At 69.2% G+C, this 18,247-nt stretch carries 24 protein-coding genes and 2 pseudogenes; 20 read left to right on the top strand and 6 right to left on the bottom strand.

The annotated features are described in order from the left end of the window. Positions 1–158: 158 nt before the first annotated feature. Positions 159–1,553 carry a HAMP domain-containing sensor histidine kinase gene (locus ACFYOJ_RS34365; RefSeq protein WP_147286339.1) on the bottom strand — a complete coding sequence of 465 codons (1,395 nt, stop codon included), beginning with the start codon at positions 1,551–1,553 and terminating at the stop codon, positions 159–161. Positions 1,554–1,619: 66 nt separating this feature from the next. Then, positions 1,620–2,312, bottom strand: a complete 693-nt coding sequence (locus tag ACFYOJ_RS34360; protein WP_061441658.1) for a response regulator transcription factor — start codon at positions 2,310–2,312, stop codon at positions 1,620–1,622. A 227-nt stretch (positions 2,313–2,539) separates the two neighbouring features. Between ACFYOJ_RS34360 and ACFYOJ_RS34355 the strand changes: the two genes are divergently transcribed. From ACFYOJ_RS34355 to ACFYOJ_RS34295, 13 genes and pseudogenes are all read left to right on the top strand, one after another. Then, positions 2,540–2,917, top strand: a complete 378-nt coding sequence (locus tag ACFYOJ_RS34355) for a helix-turn-helix transcriptional regulator (protein ID WP_061441657.1) — start codon at positions 2,540–2,542, stop codon at positions 2,915–2,917. Then, complete coding sequence (locus ACFYOJ_RS34350) at positions 2,914–3,627, top strand: cation transporter (RefSeq protein WP_061441656.1); 714 nt, start codon at positions 2,914–2,916, stop codon at positions 3,625–3,627. Before ACFYOJ_RS34355 ends, ACFYOJ_RS34350 begins: the two co-directional genes overlap by 4 nt. Beyond that, positions 3,624–4,124, top strand: coding sequence for a signal peptidase II (locus tag ACFYOJ_RS34345; protein ID WP_061441655.1), 501 nt, complete (start codon positions 3,624–3,626; stop codon positions 4,122–4,124). Before ACFYOJ_RS34350 ends, ACFYOJ_RS34345 begins: the two co-directional genes overlap by 4 nt. A 134-nt stretch (positions 4,125–4,258) precedes the next feature. Further along, entirely contained in the window at positions 4,259–4,927 is a 669-nt protein-coding gene (locus ACFYOJ_RS34340; RefSeq protein ID WP_061441654.1) for a thioredoxin domain-containing protein, read from the top strand. Further along, on the top strand, positions 4,924–5,568 hold the full coding sequence (locus ACFYOJ_RS34335; protein WP_078884537.1) for a vitamin K epoxide reductase family protein: 645 nt from the start codon (positions 4,924–4,926) through the stop codon (positions 5,566–5,568). The genes ACFYOJ_RS34340 and ACFYOJ_RS34335 overlap by 4 nt, the downstream gene beginning before the upstream one ends. A gap of 48 nt (positions 5,569–5,616) precedes the next feature. Next, positions 5,617–6,222: a TlpA disulfide reductase family protein gene (locus ACFYOJ_RS34330; protein ID WP_107071648.1), complete on the top strand. Its 606-nt coding sequence runs from the start codon at positions 5,617–5,619 to the stop codon at positions 6,220–6,222. Between the two features lie 5 nt (positions 6,223–6,227). Beyond that, the gene (locus ACFYOJ_RS34325; protein WP_061441653.1) at positions 6,228–6,980 is read left to right on the top strand and encodes a cytochrome c biogenesis CcdA family protein; all 753 of its coding nucleotides are present in this window, start codon (positions 6,228–6,230) and stop codon (positions 6,978–6,980) included. A gap of 45 nt (positions 6,981–7,025) precedes the next feature. Next, entirely contained in the window at positions 7,026–7,415 is a 390-nt protein-coding gene (locus ACFYOJ_RS34320; protein WP_228126033.1) for a metalloregulator ArsR/SmtB family transcription factor, read from the top strand. 7 nt (positions 7,416–7,422) lie between these two features. Then, positions 7,423–8,082, top strand: coding sequence for an SCO family protein (locus ACFYOJ_RS34315; protein WP_114532854.1), 660 nt, complete (start codon positions 7,423–7,425; stop codon positions 8,080–8,082). A 100-nt stretch (positions 8,083–8,182) separates the two neighbouring features. Continuing rightward, a pseudogene (locus ACFYOJ_RS34310) lies at positions 8,183–8,517 on the top strand (ArsR/SmtB family transcription factor). Then, positions 8,517–9,251, top strand: coding sequence for a cation transporter (locus ACFYOJ_RS34305; RefSeq protein WP_061441651.1), 735 nt, complete (start codon positions 8,517–8,519; stop codon positions 9,249–9,251). The pseudogene ACFYOJ_RS34310 and the gene ACFYOJ_RS34305 overlap by 1 nt, the downstream one beginning before the upstream one ends. After that, positions 9,248–9,493, top strand: a complete 246-nt coding sequence (locus ACFYOJ_RS34300; protein ID WP_228126032.1) for a hypothetical protein — start codon at positions 9,248–9,250, stop codon at positions 9,491–9,493. Before ACFYOJ_RS34305 ends, ACFYOJ_RS34300 begins: the two co-directional genes overlap by 4 nt. A 27-nt stretch (positions 9,494–9,520) precedes the next feature. Beyond that, positions 9,521–10,060, top strand: coding sequence for a methyltransferase (locus ACFYOJ_RS34295; RefSeq protein ID WP_309475073.1), 540 nt, complete (start codon positions 9,521–9,523; stop codon positions 10,058–10,060). Here ACFYOJ_RS34295 and ACFYOJ_RS34290 read toward each other — a convergent pair. Continuing rightward, positions 9,976–10,293, bottom strand: coding sequence for a hypothetical protein (locus ACFYOJ_RS34290; RefSeq protein WP_061446802.1), 318 nt, complete (start codon positions 10,291–10,293; stop codon positions 9,976–9,978). The two genes, ACFYOJ_RS34295 and ACFYOJ_RS34290, sit on opposite strands and share 85 nt — an antisense overlap. A 110-nt stretch (positions 10,294–10,403) precedes the next feature. Here ACFYOJ_RS34290 and ACFYOJ_RS34285 point away from each other — a divergent pair, with 110 nt between their 5' ends. The 5 genes from ACFYOJ_RS34285 to ACFYOJ_RS34265 all read left to right on the top strand — a co-directional run bounded on the left by ACFYOJ_RS34285 (position 10,404) and on the right by ACFYOJ_RS34265 (position 14,573). Continuing rightward, on the top strand, positions 10,404–10,727 hold the full coding sequence (locus ACFYOJ_RS34285; RefSeq protein WP_228126030.1) for a hypothetical protein: 324 nt from the start codon (positions 10,404–10,406) through the stop codon (positions 10,725–10,727). 307 nt (positions 10,728–11,034) lie between these two features. Further along, positions 11,035–12,162: a site-specific integrase gene (locus ACFYOJ_RS34280; protein ID WP_114532852.1), complete on the top strand. Its 1,128-nt coding sequence runs from the start codon at positions 11,035–11,037 to the stop codon at positions 12,160–12,162. After that, positions 12,162–12,488, top strand: coding sequence for a helix-turn-helix transcriptional regulator (locus tag ACFYOJ_RS34275; RefSeq protein WP_061441649.1), 327 nt, complete (start codon positions 12,162–12,164; stop codon positions 12,486–12,488). The genes ACFYOJ_RS34280 and ACFYOJ_RS34275 overlap by 1 nt, the downstream gene beginning before the upstream one ends. Positions 12,489–12,490: 2 nt before the next feature. After that, positions 12,491–13,957, top strand: a complete 1,467-nt coding sequence (locus ACFYOJ_RS34270) for a hypothetical protein (RefSeq protein ID WP_181849654.1) — start codon at positions 12,491–12,493, stop codon at positions 13,955–13,957. A gap of 79 nt (positions 13,958–14,036) precedes the next feature. Next, a complete protein-coding gene (locus ACFYOJ_RS34265) occupies positions 14,037–14,573 on the top strand; it encodes a DUF4240 domain-containing protein (protein WP_061446800.1) in 537 nt (178 codons plus the stop codon). Positions 14,574–14,769: 196 nt separating this feature from the next. Here the strand turns inward: ACFYOJ_RS34265 and ACFYOJ_RS34260 are convergent, their stop codons facing one another. From ACFYOJ_RS34260 to ACFYOJ_RS34250, 3 genes are all read right to left on the bottom strand, one after another. Further along, on the bottom strand, positions 14,770–16,353 hold the full coding sequence (locus tag ACFYOJ_RS34260; protein ID WP_181849653.1) for a DHA2 family efflux MFS transporter permease subunit: 1,584 nt from the start codon (positions 16,351–16,353) through the stop codon (positions 14,770–14,772). A gap of 222 nt (positions 16,354–16,575) precedes the next feature. Beyond that, positions 16,576–17,301 (bottom strand): cation diffusion facilitator family transporter, encoded by a 726-nt coding sequence (locus ACFYOJ_RS34255; RefSeq protein WP_061441646.1) that lies wholly within the window; start codon positions 17,299–17,301, stop codon positions 16,576–16,578. Further along, entirely contained in the window at positions 17,301–17,636 is a 336-nt protein-coding gene (locus tag ACFYOJ_RS34250; RefSeq protein WP_061441645.1) for a helix-turn-helix transcriptional regulator, read from the bottom strand. The genes ACFYOJ_RS34255 and ACFYOJ_RS34250 overlap by 1 nt, the downstream gene beginning before the upstream one ends. 53 nt (positions 17,637–17,689) lie before the next feature. On the opposite strand from ACFYOJ_RS34250, the pseudogene ACFYOJ_RS34245 reads away from it, so the two are divergent. Both ACFYOJ_RS34245 and ACFYOJ_RS34240 read left to right on the top strand, forming a co-directional pair. Then, a pseudogene (locus ACFYOJ_RS34245) lies at positions 17,690–17,836 on the top strand (glyoxalase/bleomycin resistance/dioxygenase family protein); the annotation flags it as partial. A gap of 7 nt (positions 17,837–17,843) precedes the next feature. Further along, the coding region (locus ACFYOJ_RS34240) for an MFS transporter (RefSeq protein WP_388598514.1) at positions 17,844–18,247 on the top strand (404 nt) is incomplete at its 3' end.

The raw sequence follows: 18,247 nt of genomic DNA, 5'->3' as shown, positions 1-18,247 counted from the left end.
CGGCCCGGTGGGGCGCGCAGGAAAGGAAATAGGGGGCCGGAAAACGTGGGCCCCGGGTAGGCGCACCGTGCAGGGCAGTGCCGGGCGTCAGCGTAAGAACGCCTGCTGCAGCAGTCCGGCAGTGCAGATGCAAGAGACATGCAGAAGTGGTGCCGAGATCACCCCCGGCTCTTTTGCAGGAGGGCGCCGGGGCGGCGCTCGGCTCGTGCGGGTCCCCGTGCCGGCAGGCGCAACTCGGCGTGCAGCCCCCCGCCAGGACCCTCCTGGAGCAGGACGTGACCGTTGTTCGCCCGGGCGAGACTGGCAGCGATGGCCAGTCCCAGGCCGGATCCCTCTCCGGCGGCCCTGGCCCCGCGCCAGAAGCGGTCGCAGGCACGGGCCCGCTCGTCAGGACGCATACCGGGGCCGGCATCGATGCACTGCACCGCCACCATCGCCGTGTCCTCGACCAGGCGCACCTGGACTGTTGACCCGGGCGGAGCCATGCGCAGGGCGTTGTCGAGGAACACATCCAGGACCTGGTCGACCGTGCCGGCGACGGCCGATGCCACAAGGTCCCCCTCGCCGTCGATGGTCACGGTGATGTTCCTGGGCTCGGCCACCAGCCGCCAGGACGCCACCCGTTCTTCGGCGACCGCCCGCACATCCACACACTCGACGGCCTGGGCACCGGACTCCGCCCGGGCCAGGAGCAGCAGTGCGTTGAGGATGCCGGTCATCCGGTCCACCTCGCCCAGTGCCTGCTCCAGACCCCGGCTTCCGTCCGGCGCGATATGAGGCTCCAGGTTCTCTAGGCGCAGCCGCAGCGCCACCAGCGGGGACCTGAGCTGGTGCGAGGCGTCCGAGACGAACGACTTCTGCACGGTGACCTGGTGCTGCACCTGCTCGGCCAGGTGGTTGAAGGTCTCCGCGAGCACCCGCAGGTCCGGCGGGCCCAGATGGACCGGCACCCGGGCATCGTGGTCCCCGGCGGCGAACCGGCGGGCTGCCGCCTCCAGATAGCGCACGGGCCGCAGAATCCATCGGGCCAGCGGCTCCGCCAGAAAGCCGCTCGCCGCCAGGGCCAGGGCTGCGATCACAGCGACCACGGCCCAGATCGTCCACTGCTTCAGCTGCAGATCGTCCAGGGCTGAACACACCACCACGACGCCGACCAGCATGCCCCCATGGATGACCGGCACCGCCACGATCAGCTCCTCGGCGGCCTTGGCGACCCGCCGGTCGGAGGAGTCGGTGAACTGCCCCTGCAACGCCGCCCGCACCACGTTCTGCTGCGCGAGTTCGTCAGGTGACAGCAGGCACAATGCCCCGTCCACCGACCGCCCCCGGGCGTTGAAGACGTGTGCGCGGCCGCCCGTACGGTCCTGGTAGTCAGCGATCCGCTGCCGCAGCACCTCCCGTTCACCATGTGAGAGCGCCTGCACCGCCGCGGACGACAGCTGTCGGGCTTCGGTCGCCCGCGCGTGTGCGAGTTCCCGCAGCGCCTCGTCGCTGCGCTGCAGAGCCAGTGGCAGCCCCAGGACGGTGACCACCGCGACTGGTAAGGCGACCAACGCGGCCACCAGGTGACGCCGCACGCCAGCATTCCCCCTTCATCGTCCTGCCACATCGGTGCCTGGTCAGCGCTGGTCGGGCACGACCAGACGAAAGCCCACACCCCGCACCGACTGGATCCACTCGCGGCCGCCGAGCTTGGTCCTCAGCGAGCCGACGTGGACGTCGAGCGTGCGGGTGGAGCCGTGCCAGTTCGGATCCCACACCTCGCTGATCAGCTCCTCCCTGCCGCGCACCGCACCGGCGTCCGCGAGAAGAGCAGCCAGCAGATCGAACTCACGGCGCGTCAGCTGCACCAGTTCCCCGTCCATCTGCACCTGACGGGTGCGCATGTCCACGAGCAACGGCCCGAACGCGCAGAGCTCACCTGCATTCCCCCCACCAGACGCCTGCACAGCGGCGGGCGCGTGCACCCGCCGGGCGACCGCCTCCATCCGCGCCAGCAACTCACGCATGCTGTAAGGCTTGACCAGGTAGTCGTCGGCGCCGGCCTGAAGCACCAGGACCCGGTCGAGTTCCTCGGACCGGGCCGTCACCGCGATGATCGGCACGGCCGACGCCTCCCGTACGCGCCGGCACACCTCCTGCCCGTCCAGGTCCGGCAGCCCCAGGTCCAGCAGGACGAACTCGGTGGACGGTGCCGCCTTGAGTGCCTCGGCACCGCTGCCGACCCAGTCGACGTCATGCCCGAACCGCTGCAGTGCCTCCGTCAGCGCCTCGGCGATCCGCGTGTCGTCCTCCACCACGAGCACCTGCATCTCTGCACCCCCATTGCAGCGAAGTCGTCCCCCTGACGACCGCTCCAACATCGGATGCTAACGATGTAATCGGAACAGATGGATGAAACCGATCGGTAACCGTAAAGGTCATCGAGCGGAACCTTCCGCATCGACTTCGCACGCTATCATCGGCTCCAGACGATGAATAGCGCCCCTCGCCAGCGTTTCGAGACGGCGACGGCCATTGCGATAACGGAGAGTGACTGATGAAACAGACGGAGACATCCCTGGCGGCGGATCCCTGCGCCGCGCCAACAGCGGCAGTGGCTCTCTTCCGGTCACTCGGCGATCCGGCCCGCCTGGCCATCCTGCGGCGGCTGGCCGAGGGAGAGGCGCGCGTCACCGACCTCGTCACCTGCGTGGGGCTCGCACAGTCCACCGTCTCGGCCCACCTGTCCTGCCTGCGAGAGTGCGGGCTGGTCGTATCCCGTCCCGTCGGACGCGCATCGCTGCACTCTCTGGCACGCCCGGAACTGTTGGACCTGCTGGCCGCCGCCGAGCAGTTGCTCGCCGCCACCGGCGAGGCAGTCGACCTTTGCCCCACCTACGGCATCCCCTCTGCCACCGAGGAGTCCACCCGATGAGCGCCTCCCCCGCCGCCGCGACCGTCCCGGATGTGGCCAGCCCGGCCGCTCACCGCGCGGTCGGTTACGCCAAGTTCACCATCGGCTACAACGTCATCGAGGGCATCATCGCCATCTCCGCCGGCGCGGTCGCCAGTGCGGTGTCGCTGATCGGCTTCGGCATCGACTCCGGTATCGAGGTCGCCGCCGCCGTGGTGGTCCTGGTGCGGCTGCTGGCGGAGATCAAGGGCGGTGAGCCGGACGAGGCCAAGGAACGCCGGGCGCTGAAATTCATCGCGCTCACGTTCTTCGCGCTCGCCGCCTACGTCACCGTCGAAGGCATCCGCGACCTGGTCGGCGGCGCGAAGCCCGACACCTCGCTGGTCGGCATCGTCCTGACCGGCCTGTCCATCGTGATCATGCCGTGGCTGGCGCGCGCCAAGCGGAAGGCCGGCCTGGAGATGAACTCCCGCCTGGTCGTCGCGGACGCCGCCGAGACCAAGTTGTGCGCCTGGCTGAGCGTGTCCACCTTCGCCGGCCTGCTCGCGTTCGCCGCGTTTGGCTGGACCTGGCTCGACCCGGTCGCCGGATTCGTCATCGCCGCCTTCGCGATCATGGAGGGCAAGGAAGCCTGGGAGGGTGAACTGGTCTGCGACGACGGCTGCGATGACGAAGACGACGGCAAGCCCGCCTCCGCGGCCGGCGGCTCCTGCTCGGACGGCTGCAAGTGACCGCACCCACTACGGCCGCGGCCCGGTCCGGCGCTCTCAGGCGCCGGATGGGGCTGCTGGCCCTGGCCGCTGTCCTCGCCGTCGTGGACCTGGGCCTCAAGGCGTGGGCCGAGCGTGCCCTGCCGGGCACCCCGGTCGAGGGCGGCCCGCTCGACCTGGAGCTCGCCTTCAACCCCGGCGTCGCGTTCTCCTTCGCCGCCGACGCCCCCGCCTGGATCGTCATCGCCGTCACCGCGTTGATCACCACCGCCGTGGCCGTCGCGCTGTGGCGCACCGCACCGGCCGCCCGCCGGCCGTGGGGCATCGCGCTCGCCGCGATCCTCGGCGGCGCCTGCGCCAACCTCATCGACCGGGGCCTGGACGGGCAGGTTACCGACTACCTGCACACCGGCTGGTGGCCCACCTTCAACCTCGCCGACATCTTCATCGTCTGCGGCGGCCTGCTGATCGTCGCCCTCTCCTGGCGCGACGAGCGGCCCGTGTCCGCCGAGCAGTAGCGGCACGGCCGAGGGCGGCGCCGATCGACATATCAACGTCCGTTAGTGTGTCGATGCGTCGTCGGCCGTGTGTGCGTGTCGGAGGGGGAGGCGTGCGTGTCCGTGTTCCTGCCCGCCTCCTTGGTTGAAGGCTCATGACGAAGAACCTGAAGATCTCCCTGGCGCTGGTCGCCATCGTCGCGGCGATCGTTGCTGCCCTGCTGGCGGCCAACCGCATGCCGGATGCGCCTGCGCAGGCGTCGGACAGCGGCGAGGGCAAGGTGGCCGATGCCTCCGTGCTGGTCCGCCCCGACAGCCACCGGCTGTCGACCGCGAAGGACGGCAAGGTCACGGTCGTGGAGTTCCTGGACCTGGAGTGCGAGTCGTGCCGGGCCGCCTTCCCCGTCGTGGAGAGGCTGCGCAAGGAGTACGAGGGCCGGGTGACGTTCGTGATGCGGTACTTCCCGATCCCCACCCACAAGAACGCCGAGCTGGCCGCCCGCGCGGTGGAGGCCGCCTCCAAGCAGGGCAAGCTGGAGGCGATGTACCAGAAGATGTACGAGACCCAGGAGAGCTGGGGTGACCAGCAGGTCTCACACGAGGAGACCTTCCGCGGTTTCGCGAAGGAGCTGGGGCTGGACATGAAGAAGTTCGAGGCGGACTGGAAGGACCCGGCCACCGCGAAGCGGGTGGACAAGGACCGTCAGGACGGTCTCGCGCTCGGGGTGCAGGGCACGCCGACGTTCTTCATCAACGACCACAGGCCGCAGATCCAGTCGGAGGCGGACTTCAGGGCCGCCATCGAGGCGGAACTGGCCAAGTGACCGCCATCACGACATCCACCGCATCCCCGGCCCTGGGCGTGCAGCCGACGGTGCCGGTGGGGCAGCGTCTGGTAGCCCTGGTCCTCACGATCGCCGGCGCGATCGGCCTGCTGGCCGCGTTCACGCTGACGGTCGAGAAGATCGCTCTGCTGAAGGACCCCTCCTACAGCCCTTCCTGCAGCATCAACCCGGTTCTCAGCTGCGGGTCGGTGATGAGCACGCCGCAGGCGGAGGTGTTCGGCTTCCCCAACCCGTTGCTGGGCATCGCCGGCTTCGCCGTTGTCACGGCGCTGGGGGTGGTGCTGTGGACCGGGGCGGTCTGGCCGCGCTGGATGTGGTGGGGCCTTCAAACCGGGGTCGTGTTCGGTGTGGTGTTCGTCCACTGGCTGATCTTCCAGAGTCTGTACCGGATCGGCGCGTTGTGCCCGTACTGCATGGCCGTGTGGACGGTGATGATCCCTCTCTTCTGGTACACCACCCTGCACGCCGTCACCCGCGAGCACCTGCCCGTGCCCGCAGCGGTGCGCCGTGGGGCGAGCGCGGTAGCCGACTACCACGGTGTGGTCCTCACCGCCTGGTACCTGATCATCGCCGTGCTGATCCTTCAGCGGTTCTGGCTCTACTGGACCAGCCTGCTCTGACCCCCAGGCCCCGTTCTGTCTCTGGTGTGCACTGTCGAAGGATTTGTGATGCCCCCGTTCTCGACCACATCGAGCGGTCCCCGGATATCCCGGCGGGCCGCCCTCGTCGGCACCGCCCTGGCCGTCGCCTTCGCCGCCTCCGGCTGCGGCCAGGGCGACCCTGCCTCTGAATCAGCGGCATCATCCGCTGACCAGCAGCTGACCCACCTGGACCCGGCCGAACGCAAGGCGGCATCCGACATCAGCGGCGAGACCCTCACCGGTGAAGGTCTCGCCCTGTCGGACTTCCGCGGCAAGATCGTGGTGATCAACGTGTGGGGCTCGTGGTGCGCGCCCTGCCGGGCCGAGGCGCCGCACCTGCAGGAGGTCTACGCCGACCTGCGCGATCAGGGCGTGGTGTTCCTGGGGATCAACACCCGCGACGCCACCCGCGAGGCGGCCCGGAGCTTCGAGGAGACGTTCAACGTCACCTATCCCAGCCTGTTCGACCCTGACGGGCGGCAGCTGCTGAAGTTCAAGGGCACCCTGCCGCCGTCGTCGATCCCCACCACGCTGGTGATCGACCGCGAGGGCCGTATCGCCGCCCGGGCGCTGAAGGCGCTGTCCGAGGCGGAACTGCGTTCCCTGATCGACCCGGTCGTGAAGGAAGGGTGACCGGAATGCTGCTGGCCGTGGACCTGGAGGGCACTGTGCTGGGCGGCTCGGTGCTGCTGGCCATCCCCATCGCCGCCCTCGCCGGGCTGGTGTCCTTTTTCTCCCCGTGCGTGCTGCCCCTGGTGCCCGGCTACCTTTCGTACGTCACCGGGATCACCGGCGCCGACTTGGCCGACGCCCGCCGCGGCCGGATCGTGGCCGGGACCGTGCTGTTCCTGGCGGGGTTCACGGCTGTGTTCGTCTCGTTCGGCGCCGCGTTCGGCTACGCCGGCAACACGCTGCTGGAACACCAGGACATCCTCATCCGCGTGCTGGGCGCGGTGACCATCGTGATGGGCCTGTCGTTCATGGGCGCGCTGCCGGGGATCCGCCGGGAGTGGCGGCTGCACCACCGGCCGGCCGCCGGGCTGGCCGGTGCACCCCTGCTGGGCGTGCTGTTCGGGCTGGGCTGGACGCCGTGCATCGGCCCCACCCTGGCCGCCGTGCAGGCCCTCGCCTTCAGCGAGGCCAGCGCCTCTCGCGGCGCGGCGCTGACCGTGGCGTACTGCGCGGGGCTGGGCATCCCGTTCCTGGCCGCAGGGCTCGCCTTCCGCAAGGCCATGGGGTTCTTCGCCTGGGTCAAGGCCCACTACCAGTGGGTGATGCGCGTCGGCGGAGGCATGATGATCGCCACCGGCCTGCTGATGGTCACCGGCGTCTGGAGCCAGATGATCAGCCAGATGCAGTCCTGGACTGCCGGCTTCACCGTCGGCATCTGACCCCGCCCGCCGCGGCACTGAAACGACCGAATGAAGGACTGAGACGTGAACGTGAGCGAGGAGCAGGACGACTCCTGTGACCTGCTGTGCCTGGACCTGCCGGTGGCCGAGGCCATTCGCAGCCGCATGCCACCCCTGCCCGGCCTGGAGACGGCCGCCGCGGCCGCCAAGGCCCTGGCCGACCCCACCCGCCTGAAGGTGGCCGCCGCCCTGGCCGAGGCCGGCGAGCTGTGCGTGTGCGACCTGGCCTGGGTCATCGGCCAGGCCCAGAACCTCGTCTCCCACCACCTGCGCCAGCTGCGCCAGGCGGGCCTTGCCGCCTCACGCCGCCAGGGACGGCTGGTGATGTACACGCTCACCGACCGCGGCCGCGCCCTGACCCACGCCGTTCTCGATCCCGCCCCGACCGCCAGCCCCGCCACGAATCGGACCTGACACCGCCATGCACCACGCCCGCGCCCTCCGCCTGTCCGCCACCGCGCTCACCGCCGCGGCCCTCCTGGCCGGCTGCGGCACCTCCGGCGCCAACCACGAAGCCGCCGACAAGCCCACCGCGATCTCCGCCAAGAGCGACTCCCCCTACCGCGGCACCGCCGTCGACCCCGGCTTCGCCAAGCCCGACCTGGTGCTGACCGACACCACCGGCAAGCCCTACGACCTGCGCAAGCAGACCGCCGGCAAGGCCACCCTGGTCTTTTTCGGCTACACCAACTGCCCCGACGTGTGCCCCACCACCATGGGCGACATCTCCACCGCCCTGGCAGGGCAGCCTCAGAGCGTGCGCGACAGCGTCGAGGTCGTCTTCGTCACCACCGACCCCGAGCGCGACACCCCCGAAAGTCTGGGGAAGTGGCTGAAGTCCTTCGGGCCGAACTTCACCGGCCTGTCCGGCGACCTGGCCAAGGTCAAGAAGGCCGCGCTCAGCGTCGGCATCTCGGTCGAGGACCCCACAAAGCACCACGACGGCACCGTCACCTCCGACCACGGTACCCAGGTCATCGCCTTCACCCCCGGCGACGACAAGGGCCGGGTCGTGTACACGAGCGGCACGACGGTCGACGACTTCGCCCACGATCTGCCGCTGCTGGTCAAGAACGCCTAGCCCGGCCACGCGTACCCGCCGGCCACCCCTGGCGGTGAGCCGTACCGACGACCACGGCGATACAGGTTTCCTTGAATTCAGGATCTCTTGTATCGTCGGTGTGCTGACTGTTGCTTCCGACATCGAGGTGCTGGCCCGCTTCGGCCGCGCGCTCGCCGCCCCGATCCGCTGCCGCATCCTGCTCGCCCTGCGCGAGCCCTCGCCTATCCCGCCGACCTCGCCGACACCCTCGGGATCTCGCGTACGCGGCTGTCGAACCATCTGGCCTGTCTGTGGGACTGCGGCCTGGTCGTCACCGTCCCGGACGGGCGCCGTACCCGCTACGGGCTCGCCGCCGAACGCCTCGGCCATGCCCTGGACGACCTGCGCACCGCCGTGGTGGCCGTCGAGACCGACTGCACCTGCGTAGACGCCGACGAGAAGGGCTACTGCTGATGACCGCGATATCCCTCGGGCCGTCCCCGGCCCGCCGCGAAGTGCTCGCCAAGCGGATACGGCTGCTGGTCGCCGCGACCATCACCTACAACGTGATCGAGGCGGTCGTCGCCCTCACCGCCGGCACGATCGCCTCCTCCACCGCCCTGATCGGCTTCGGCCTCGACTCGATCATCGAGGTCTCCTCCTCCGCCGCCGTCGCCTGGCAGTTCTCCGCCTCCGACCACGCCGTCCGTGAAGCGCGCGAGCAGCGTACCCTGCGGATCATCGCCGTCTCCTTCTTCGCGCTCGCTGCGTACGTCACCTTCGACGCCGTCCGCGCGCTCACCGGCACCGGCGAGGCGGACTCCTCGACCCCGGGCATCATCATCGCCGCTCTGTCGTTGGCGATCATGCCGTTCCTCTCGTACGCCCAGCGCAAGGCCGGCCGCGAACTCGGCTCCGCGTCCGCGGTCGCCGACTCCAAGCAGACCCTGCTGTGCACCTACCTGTCCGCGGTGCTCCTGGTCGGCCTGGTCCTCAACGCGACCCTCGGCTGGTCCTGGGCCGACCCCATCGCCGCCCTCGTCATCGCCGCGATCGCCGTCAAGGAAGGCCGCGACGCCTGGCAGGGCAAGGGCTGCTGCGCCCCGAACGCCGCTGCCACCGCCTCTTTGGACGTCGAGGCGGACGCGTGCGGCATCTGCAGTCCGGGATGCGCCTGCTGCGCGCCCGCACCCGAGGCGAAGCGGTGAGCGGCTGGGTCTGGACGGCACTCGCCCTCTACCTGGGGTGGGCGGGTTTCGCCTTCGGCGTCCGCGCTGCCGTGCAGCGCCGCCGCACCGGCGACGCGGGCTTCCGCGGCATCTCCGGTCGCCCGGACGAAGCCTCCTGGTGGGCCGGCGTGCTGTTTGTGACCGCCCTGCTCGGCGGCACCGCCGCTCCCGTGGCCGCGCTCACCGGACTGCCCACCGCCGGCCACGCCGCCGTGCAGTGATCCGGACTGGTGATCACACTGGCAGGAATGGCGGCCACCCTGACCGCGCAGACGAGCATGGGCGCCTCCTGGCGCGTGGGCGTGAACACGGACGAACGCACGACGCTGGTCACCGGCGGCCTCTTCGCGCACGCCCGCAACCCCGTCTTCACCGCCATGGCCATCACCGCGCTCGGCCTGGCCCTGATGGTCCCGAACTGGGTCTCCCTCCTCGCCCTGGCCTGCCTGATCACCGCCATCCAGCTCCAGGTCCGCGTCGTCGAGGAGCCCTACCTCAAGGCCATGCATGGCCCCGCGTATCGGCCTACACCGCCCGCACCGGACGCTTCCTCCCCAGAAGCGGCAGCCTCACCGCCCAACCGGACTGATGCAACTAACCGCCCGCGCGCTCGGCAGTGCCCCGGTCGAGCAAGATCTATCTCAGCGGCACTTTCTGTACCGCAACGCCCTCCCGGAGCCCGCGCCCACCCAGACGGAGCGGATCAGCCAGAAGCTGCGGCAGCCCTCAGCGCCTGCCGCAGTTCGTCGAGCCCCGGAGCGCCAGCCAGGCCGTCCGGCGTCCGGTAGACCCGGCACGCCAGCCCCGGCTCCCGGCCCGCCTGGGCGAACGGGTCGCATCCCCCGATCCAGATGGTCGGCGAACCGGTGAAGGCAATCCGCTCCGCCTCCGCCTGGTCAGCGACCACCCGCACGGTAAACCCCACCTCGCGCAGCCCGACCTCATCCAGCGCCTGCCGCAGCCGGTCGGCGGCCACCTTCTCGTTCGGGCAGTCAGGCACGACCAGAACCTCGATCTCCATGCCTCCAGGATCGCGCACCGCCACCTGCCCGGCATCTACGACCCCACCGGCCCGGGCAAGCTGCTGTTCGCATTCTTTGCCGCGAACGGGAGAACATCCGCGAGTCCACCTTGGAGGGGCTCGACATCGCCGCCCGCAAGGGCAAGCACGGCGGCCGGTCCCTGGCCATCACCGACGACATGCTCCACACCGTGCTCCGGCGCCGCGCGGGCGGGGAGTCCGTCGAGCAGATCCAGCCCGACCTGATCACCCCCATCGGCAAACGCAAGGGACAGAACCCCTCCGTCGCGAGCATCTACTGGGCACTCGCCGAACACGCCAAGCGCGAGGCGTACCCCGAAGCCATCGAGCAGGCCCACGCCGACTTCGCCGTCCTCCAGGCCAGCGAACTCCCTGGCCCGCGTGCGGCGGACCAGCCAGAATCCGCCCGCTGACCATCACCACCCACCCAAGGAACGGCGGACCGCCAAGATCAAGTGCTTGGCGCCAATGGCTGTTCCGTTGTTCCTACCGACGCCAATTGCATCGGATGCGAATAGGCGACACTCGCCCTGAATGCTGGCCGGACACTGCACAGATGCGGTCCCAGCAGGGCCGTTGGCCTCGGAGCCACGGTAGCGGTCTTGTCGGCAGACAACTGCATGTCTCACTCCATCGAGCGATTGAACTGCGAAGACGCCCCCGAGTCGCATCTGATGCGAAATTCTCGCGTCAGATGCGATGGACGGAGAGTGATGGCGGATGGGTGGGGACGGTCACGTTCCAGGCTCTGCTCGGCTGCACCTGATCGACGGCCTGCCGTTGCTGCGACCGGACGAGCAGGTCTTCGAGGCGATGATCAAAGGCTGGCGCAACCAGCAGCTCGCCCGGAACCTCTCGCCGGGGTACGTCGATGACCAGGAACGTACGGTCCGCGCCTTCGTCCGGCATGCCGACGCGATGCCGTGGCAGTGGACGCCGCAGCACGTCGACGAATGGTCGGCTGATCTGCGGGCCGTGCACGGATGCGTCCGGTCTACCCTGCGCAACTACCAGGGTTCCGTGCGCCAGTTCTGCGACTTCCTGACCAACCCAGCCTACGGCTGGAGCGACGAGTGCCTGCGGCACTTCGGTACCCACCCAGTCCAGGTGGTCTACGACTGGAACGCCGCGACGCACGCCGACGAAGCCGAGGGCGAGCCGGAACGACGTGCCTTCACCCGGCCCGAGCTGGAAGCGTTCTTCGACCACGCCGACGAGGAGGTCCTGCGTGTTCGCGGCAAGGGCCGCAAGGGCCGCAAGGGCTGGCTGCCGGCCTTCCGGGACGCCGCCCTGTTCAAGGTCGCGTACGCCTACGGTCTGCGACGCAACGAGACCCGGATGCTCGACCTCACCGACTTCGGACGCAATCCGGAGGGCCGGGAGTTCGGCGAGTACGGCACCCTGCTGGTCCGCTACGGCAAGGCCAAGAAGGGGTCGCCTCCGAAGCGCCGCAGCGTGCTGACCGTCTGGCAGTGGACACCCGGCACGATCGAGGAATGGATCAGTGAGGTGCGGCCCGGGATGCGGCATTCGCCAAGTCGGGCCCTCTGGCCGTCCGAGCGTGGGCCGCGGGTCGGGGTCCAGCGTCTGGACTCCCGATTCGCGGCCTACCGGGACGCCGTCGGCTTGGACCCCGCGCTGGAGTTCCACTCACTGCGCAGGTCCTACATCACGCATCTGATCGAGGACGGCCATGACCCGCTGTTCGTCCAGCAGCAGGTCGGGCACGACCATGCCTCCACCACCGCGATCTACACCTGCGTCTCCTCCGACTTCCGCACCCGCTCCCTGCGGCGCGTCCTGGACGCCACCATCGAGGCTGCTCTGCGGCCGGGAAGGACCTCCTGATGCCACGCCAGATCAGCTACCGGTGGCGCCTGCGTGAGCTGATGGCCGCCCGCGGCATGTTCACCGTCGCTGAGCTCATGCCGCACCTGACCGAACGCGGCATCACCCTGTCCTCCTCACAGGTCCACCGCCTGGTCTCCGGGACCCCGGAACGGCTGTCCCTGCCGGTGCTGGCCACCCTCTGTGACATCCTCGACTGCACGCCCACCGACCTGATCGCCACCTCGGCCCAAAACCTTCCGGTTCGCCGCGCCGCTGGCGAAGAGGCGCCGATCAACCTGGCTGCCCGCCGACCCACACGGGTCCGGCTGACGCCCGAGGGGTGACGGTGACGCCCGAGGAGTACGAGCGGTGGATGATCCGCGACTGCGCACGCTGCGGCCGCCGCGCCTCGAAGTCCGCCGAGTGGTCGGACGGTCCGATCTGCCGGACCTGTTACGACCGCGCGATGCGAGTCCGTGGCCGCTGCCCCTCCTGCGACACCGACCGGCTGCTGCCCGGTCGGGACACCGACGGCGCACCGGTCTGCCGCGACTGCGCGGGCATCGTCCGCGACTTCTTCTGCGATCGCTGCGGCTCCGAGGGGCTGCTGCTTGGCGGACGCCTCTGCGAACACTGCACCCTCGCCGACACGCTCGCCCGCCTCCTCGACGACGGCACCGGCCGCGTCGCCCCGGCGTTCCTGCCGCTGGTCAAGGTCCTGCTGGAGATGGACCGGCCCAAGAGCCGGCTCATCTGGCTGCGCAACCCCAACGTTGTCCGCCTCCTGCGGGGCCTGGCCACCGGCAGCATCCCGCTCTCCCATGACGGGCTGCACCAGGAAACCCCCTGGCGGACCGTCACTCACCTGCGTGACCTGCTGATGGACAGTGCCGTCCTCCCGCGAGTCGACCGGCAGCTCCTGCTCTACCAGCGCTGGCTGACCGAACGGCTCGCCACCATCGAGGATCCCGGTCACCGTCAGCTTCTCCGCCACTTCGCCACCTGGCACCAGATGCGGCGCCTGCGGACGAAGGCGGAGAAGGGGCCGCTGGGACGATCCCAGACCAACCACACCAAGCAAGAAGTTACCCAGGCCGGCGCCTTCCTCGGATGGCTCGCCGACCGAGGACGCGTAATCGGGCAGTGCCAGCAGGCCGACATCGACGCCTGGCACACCGAAAGCCTGGCCACCCGCCGCCCCTCGCAGTCATTCCTGCGGTGGTGCATCAAGACCGGCAGGATGCCCCGCCTCACGCTCCCGCCCGCGGTCATCACCCAGGACCCGGAACCGTTGCACCAGCACCGCCGGCTCGCGATCCTCCGCCGGGTCCTCAACGACGATTCCCTGTCCCTGCGGGCCCGGGTCGCCGCCGCGCTCGTTCTCCTCTACGCGCAGCCCGTCAGCCGTATCGTCCGCCTCACCATCGACGACATCACCGACGACGAGGCCATCGTCACCGTCCGACTGGGAGACCCGCCGTCCCCGCTGCCCGAACCTGTCGCCGACCTTATGCGGGCCTACATGCAGTCCCGGCAACATCTGCCCTACGCCAGCAGCAGGAGCTCGCAGTGGCTCTTCCCCGGCCGTCAGCCCGGGCAGCCTATGAACCCAGTCAGCCTCCAAGACCACCTCCGAAAGATCGGCGTCCCGCCGCAACGAGGCAGGACCTCCGCGATCCGCCAGCTCGTCCTCCAAGCCCCGGCACCCGTCATCGCGAAGGCACTCGGCTACCACGACAAGACCGCCACCCGCCTGGTCACCGAAGCCGGAGGAACCTGGAGCCGATATGCACCCGGCGACCACACACGCTGACAGGAGCGACGTGGCTGCTCTGATGGGCCAAGCTCGCCCCTCGGCCCGATGTCAGTACCGGGTGGCATGCTCTGCCTCCATGAACAAGCAGCAGTTCTGGCAGCTCATCGAGGCAGCCCGCGATCAGGCATCCAACCCGAACGACGGCGAAGCGGTCGCTCGCGAGGCGACCTCGCTGCTGGCCTTCCGACCGGTCGAGGAGATCGTCGCAGCTGAGCAGGCTCTGTGGGACCTGATGGTTGACTCCTACACCAATCCTCTGTGGGCCGCTGCTTACATCGTCAACGGTGGGTGCTCAGACGACGGCTTCGACTACTTCCGCGGCTGGCTGATCGCGCAGGGCCGTGAAACCTTCGAGCGCGTAGTCGCTGACCCCGATGCCCTGGCAGAACTGCCCATCGTTCAATCCTCCGCAGCCAACGGCGTCGACCTGGAGGGTGAGGACATGCTGGGCATCGCCTGGAACGCACACATCTCGGCGACCGGTGATCAGCTCCCCCCGAGCTCACCCACCATCCGCTACCGGGAGCTGGACCCCACCTGGAACTTCGATTTCGATGACCACGACGAGATGACTCGTCGACTGCCCCGCTTGGCAGCTCTCCATCTGGAGTAAGCGGAAGCTCTCAAGTCACAAGAGAAAGTCAAACAGCGGAGAGCGAGCTCCCGGAGCGTCACTGCCTGTCACTTCATCAGCCCATGAGCACGTCTCGGCTGACGCATACGCGACACCTCAACATGTGGGCCTACCAGTCCCGAGGCCGGCTACCGCGCCCGGCCTGGCCTTCCCGACACGGGCCGGGCCAGGAGTTCTACAGGCTGGCGATCTTGGCCTGTGCCCCTTCTTCAGCCTCGTCGGCCGCCAGTGGTTGTCTGTCGCGAGCCGGGAGCAGGACGGCCACCACCACCGCCGTGACGGCGGCGAGGCCGGCACAGATTAGCGACACGGTCGACATGCCAGCCACGAAGGCGTCCCGTGCGGAGTCCGCGAGAGAGCCGGCGGGCGCGGCCGGGAGCTTCTCCGCGACCTGGAGTGCACCGGCCACGTTGTCCCTGACCGCCTCCTGTGCCTGCTGCGGCAGGCTGGCTGAAATGTCATCGTCGACCCCGTTGCGGTAGGCGGAGTTCAACGCGCTCCCCAGTACGGCGACACCCACCGAAGCACCGATTTGCCGCATGCTGTTGGCGAGCGCGGATCCGGCACCCACCTGGTCGGTCGGCAGGGAACCGAGGATCGCGTCCAACGTGGTGGGCATGGTGAAGCCCAGGGCCAGACCCATGATGGCCAGTGCCGTCCCGGTGACCATGAAGTCGGTGTCGGGATCCACTGTGGACAGCAGTCCCAGCCCGGCCATCCACAGCACCATGCCGGCAGTGACGATCACCTTGGCCCCGATCTTGCCCACCAGTCGGCCGCCGACGCCGGCAGCGATGACCAGGGCGCCGATCATCGGCAGCAGGTGCAGGCCGGTGTTCATGGCGTCCTTGCCCTGCACCTGCTGCAGGAACTGCGGTACCACGAACAGCACGCCGAACAAGATGAGCATCACTGAGGAGATCGCGACGCTGGACCAGGTGAAGCGGGCGTTGCGGAAGAACCTGAGATCCACCAGTGGATTGGAAGCTCGGCGCAGCCACACCAGCAGCAACCCCAGCAGAGCCAGGCCGCCCACCATGGTCACCAGGACCGTGGGGTCGCTCCAGCCGGCGTTCGGGATCTCGATGACGCCGTACACGAACGCCGAGACACCCACGAGCGACAGAGCAGCACCGATGAGGTCGAGACGCTTCGCGTGCGGGTCACGGGACTCCGGGACGAACAGCATGATCCAGATGACGGCCAGAACCACGACCGGGATGCTGATGAGGAAGATCGACCCCCACCAGAAGTTGCTCAGCAGCCATCCGCCGGCCAGTGGACCGAGCGGAAGGCCCAGGGCGAACCCGCCGGTGGCGGTCGCCATCGCCTTCGACCGCTCCTCGGGAGGGAACATCAACGGAACCATTCCGAGGGCCAGCGGGGTGATGGCGGCGGCACCCGCCCCCATGACCACACGGGCGACGATCAGCCCGTCGGGGCTGTCGACCGCCATGACCATCGCCGAGCCCACGCCGAACAGCAGCAGGCCACCGATCAGCACCAGGCGTCGGCCGATCCGGTCGCCCAGGACGCCGAGCGGCAGGAGCAGACCGGCGAAGGGAAGGGTGTATCCGTCGGTGAACCACTGCAACTCGGTGGTCGTCGCTTCGAGATCAGTAGCCAGTGTCGGCAGCGCGACCGTGAGGATCGTCGCGTCCAGACCGACGATCATCAGACCGAAGACGGGTGCGGCCAGCGCGAGCCAGCGTCTGCGTGCCAACGGTGCTGATGGATCAGTTGCGGTGATGCCGGGCATTGCCATGGATGCTCCTCAGCAGGGCGCAAACAGAAGTCGAATGGGTGCCGGATGCCGGTCCGGCCGTACTGCCACTGATCGGTAGGGACCGTGGTGGCCCGTGGCGCTCTGGGCGCACTGAAGCAAGCCCCCTGAGCTGGTGCGTGCGCTCAGGGGGCCGATAGTCGCTTCCCCCTTGTGAAGTTGTACGACGGCAGGGTGCTCCAGCCATCGGACAGCAGGTCAGTTGCAGCAGGTGCACCCCGGGGCGCAGCCGCAGGTATCCGCCCGCTCGGCGGGGTCAGTGCCCGCCTTGAGTGTGCTCAGCCCGTCCGGGGCACAGCAACCGTCCCCTCGCCACGCCTCCCGCCCTTCCTTGACAGCGACCCCCGCGATCACCAGAGCCGCTATCGGGTCCGCCCAGGGCCAGCCGAACGCTGCGTTGGCTACCAGGCCCACCAGCAGGACCGCCGACAGATAGGTGCACAGCAGCGTCTGCTTGGAGTCCGCGACAGCCGACGCCGACCCGAGTTCCCGGCCGGCTCGGCGCTGTGCGGCGGACAGGAACGGCATGACGGCCAGGGACACGGCGGCCAGCACGATACCGGTCAGTGACGACTCGGCTTCCCTGCTGCCGACCAGGGACCGGATCGCGTCCACCGATACGAAGGCGGCCAGGGCGAAGAACGACACTGCGATGATCCGCAGTGCCCTCCTCTCCCGTGCCTCGCGCACGTCGTGCTCACGAGCGGAAAACTGCCAGGCGACCGCGGCAGCCGACGACACCTCGATCACCGAGTCCAGGCCGAAGCCGACCAGAGCGGAGGACGATGCGATCGATCCCGCTGTGATGGCGACGATCGCCTCGATCACGTTGTACGCGATCGTCGCTGCGACCAGGAACCGTATGCGCCGTGCCAGGGCGTCCCGGCGGGCCGGAGCCGGACCGAGAGAGATCTCCGCCGCCATCAGCAGCAGCCCTTCTCTGCGGCATCCGGGCACGAGCCATCCTCAGCGACAGCCACCACAGCGCTGCGCAGGTCGTCCAGCGCATGCCCCAGGCGGGGGTCGGCGAGCTCGTACCGCGTGCGGCGGCCCTCGGGCAGCGCCACGACCAGCCCGCAATCGCGCAGACACGCCAGGTGATTCGAAAGCCGGGTCCGGGAAATACCCAGTGCATCCGCCAGGTCGGACGGGTAAGCAGGAGCCGATCGCAGGGCGAGCAGCAGCCGGCAGCGGATCGGGTCAGCCAGGGCACGGCCGAACCGTGCCAGCACCTTGATGTCTTGGGCGAGATTCAGCACGCCACTGACAATACACAGGAACCTGAATTCAAGAAAGCCTGAACAGATGGGGTGCCTTGCAGGACAAGGTCTGGGTCCACGGCCCCGGCCAGGAGCCCTGGGAGGTCTACGTGGTCAAGGGCGACGCCGACACCCTGACCAAGCAGAGCGCTGGCCCTGCCGACGCCGAGGAAGCGGCTGACGCCGCCGGATGCTGCTGATCCGCCCATGACCCACCTGCCCACCAGTGAGGCCGTGACCGGAAGAGGGGACCGGTCACGGCCTCGCGCCGCCCTGCCGGCCCTGTGCGCCACCCAGATCACCAGCTGGGGAATCGTCTACTACGCCTTCCCCGTCCTGAACCCGCGGATCACCGCCGACACCGGCTGGTCGGCCACCACCACCACCGGTGCCTTCTCAGCCGCACTGATCGTTTCTGCACTCGCAGGCATACCCGTCGGCCGCATCCTCGACCGCCGTGGTCCCCGTACGGTCATGACCGTGGGCTCGATTCTCGGCGTCACCGCCGTGCTCGCCCTCGCCTACGCCCCCAACCTGGCCGTATTCACGGCTGCCTGGCTGCTGGCGGGCCTGGCCATGGCAGCGACCTTCTACCAGCCCGCCTTCGCCGC

Source organism: Streptomyces sp. NPDC006384 (assembly GCF_042870695.1).
Taxonomy (GTDB): domain Bacteria; phylum Actinomycetota; class Actinomycetes; order Streptomycetales; family Streptomycetaceae; genus Streptomyces.
This window is presented reverse-complemented; position numbering and strand designations above follow the sequence as displayed.

Excerpts from the sequence above, each read along its gene's own strand:
- ACFYOJ_RS34340 (WP_061441654.1), top strand. The coding sequence starts at position 4,259 with ATGACGAAGAACCTGAAGATCTCCCTGGCGCTGGTCGCCATCGTCGCG.
- ACFYOJ_RS34265 (WP_061446800.1), top strand. The coding sequence starts at position 14,037 with ATGAACAAGCAGCAGTTCTGGCAGCTCATCGAGGCAGCCCGCGATCAG.
- ACFYOJ_RS34280 (WP_114532852.1), top strand. The coding sequence starts at position 11,035 with ATGGGTGGGGACGGTCACGTTCCAGGCTCTGCTCGGCTGCACCTGATC.
- ACFYOJ_RS34315 (WP_114532854.1), top strand. The coding sequence starts at position 7,423 with ATGCACCACGCCCGCGCCCTCCGCCTGTCCGCCACCGCGCTCACCGCC.
- ACFYOJ_RS34295 (WP_309475073.1), top strand. The coding sequence starts at position 9,521 with ATGGCGGCCACCCTGACCGCGCAGACGAGCATGGGCGCCTCCTGGCGC.
- ACFYOJ_RS34305 (WP_061441651.1), top strand. The coding sequence starts at position 8,517 with ATGACCGCGATATCCCTCGGGCCGTCCCCGGCCCGCCGCGAAGTGCTC.
- ACFYOJ_RS34260 (WP_181849653.1), bottom strand. The coding sequence starts at position 16,353 with ATGCCCGGCATCACCGCAACTGATCCATCAGCACCGTTGGCACGCAGA.
- ACFYOJ_RS34290 (WP_061446802.1), bottom strand. The coding sequence starts at position 10,293 with ATGGAGATCGAGGTTCTGGTCGTGCCTGACTGCCCGAACGAGAAGGTG.
- ACFYOJ_RS34255 (WP_061441646.1), bottom strand. The coding sequence starts at position 17,301 with ATGGCGGCGGAGATCTCTCTCGGTCCGGCTCCGGCCCGCCGGGACGCC.
- ACFYOJ_RS34275 (WP_061441649.1), top strand. The coding sequence starts at position 12,162 with ATGCCACGCCAGATCAGCTACCGGTGGCGCCTGCGTGAGCTGATGGCC.
- ACFYOJ_RS34325 (WP_061441653.1), top strand. The coding sequence starts at position 6,228 with ATGCTGCTGGCCGTGGACCTGGAGGGCACTGTGCTGGGCGGCTCGGTG.
- ACFYOJ_RS34360 (WP_061441658.1), bottom strand. The coding sequence starts at position 2,312 with ATGCAGGTGCTCGTGGTGGAGGACGACACGCGGATCGCCGAGGCGCTG.
- ACFYOJ_RS34330 (WP_107071648.1), top strand. The coding sequence starts at position 5,617 with ATGCCCCCGTTCTCGACCACATCGAGCGGTCCCCGGATATCCCGGCGG.
- ACFYOJ_RS34355 (WP_061441657.1), top strand. The coding sequence starts at position 2,540 with ATGAAACAGACGGAGACATCCCTGGCGGCGGATCCCTGCGCCGCGCCA.
- ACFYOJ_RS34350 (WP_061441656.1), top strand. The coding sequence starts at position 2,914 with ATGAGCGCCTCCCCCGCCGCCGCGACCGTCCCGGATGTGGCCAGCCCG.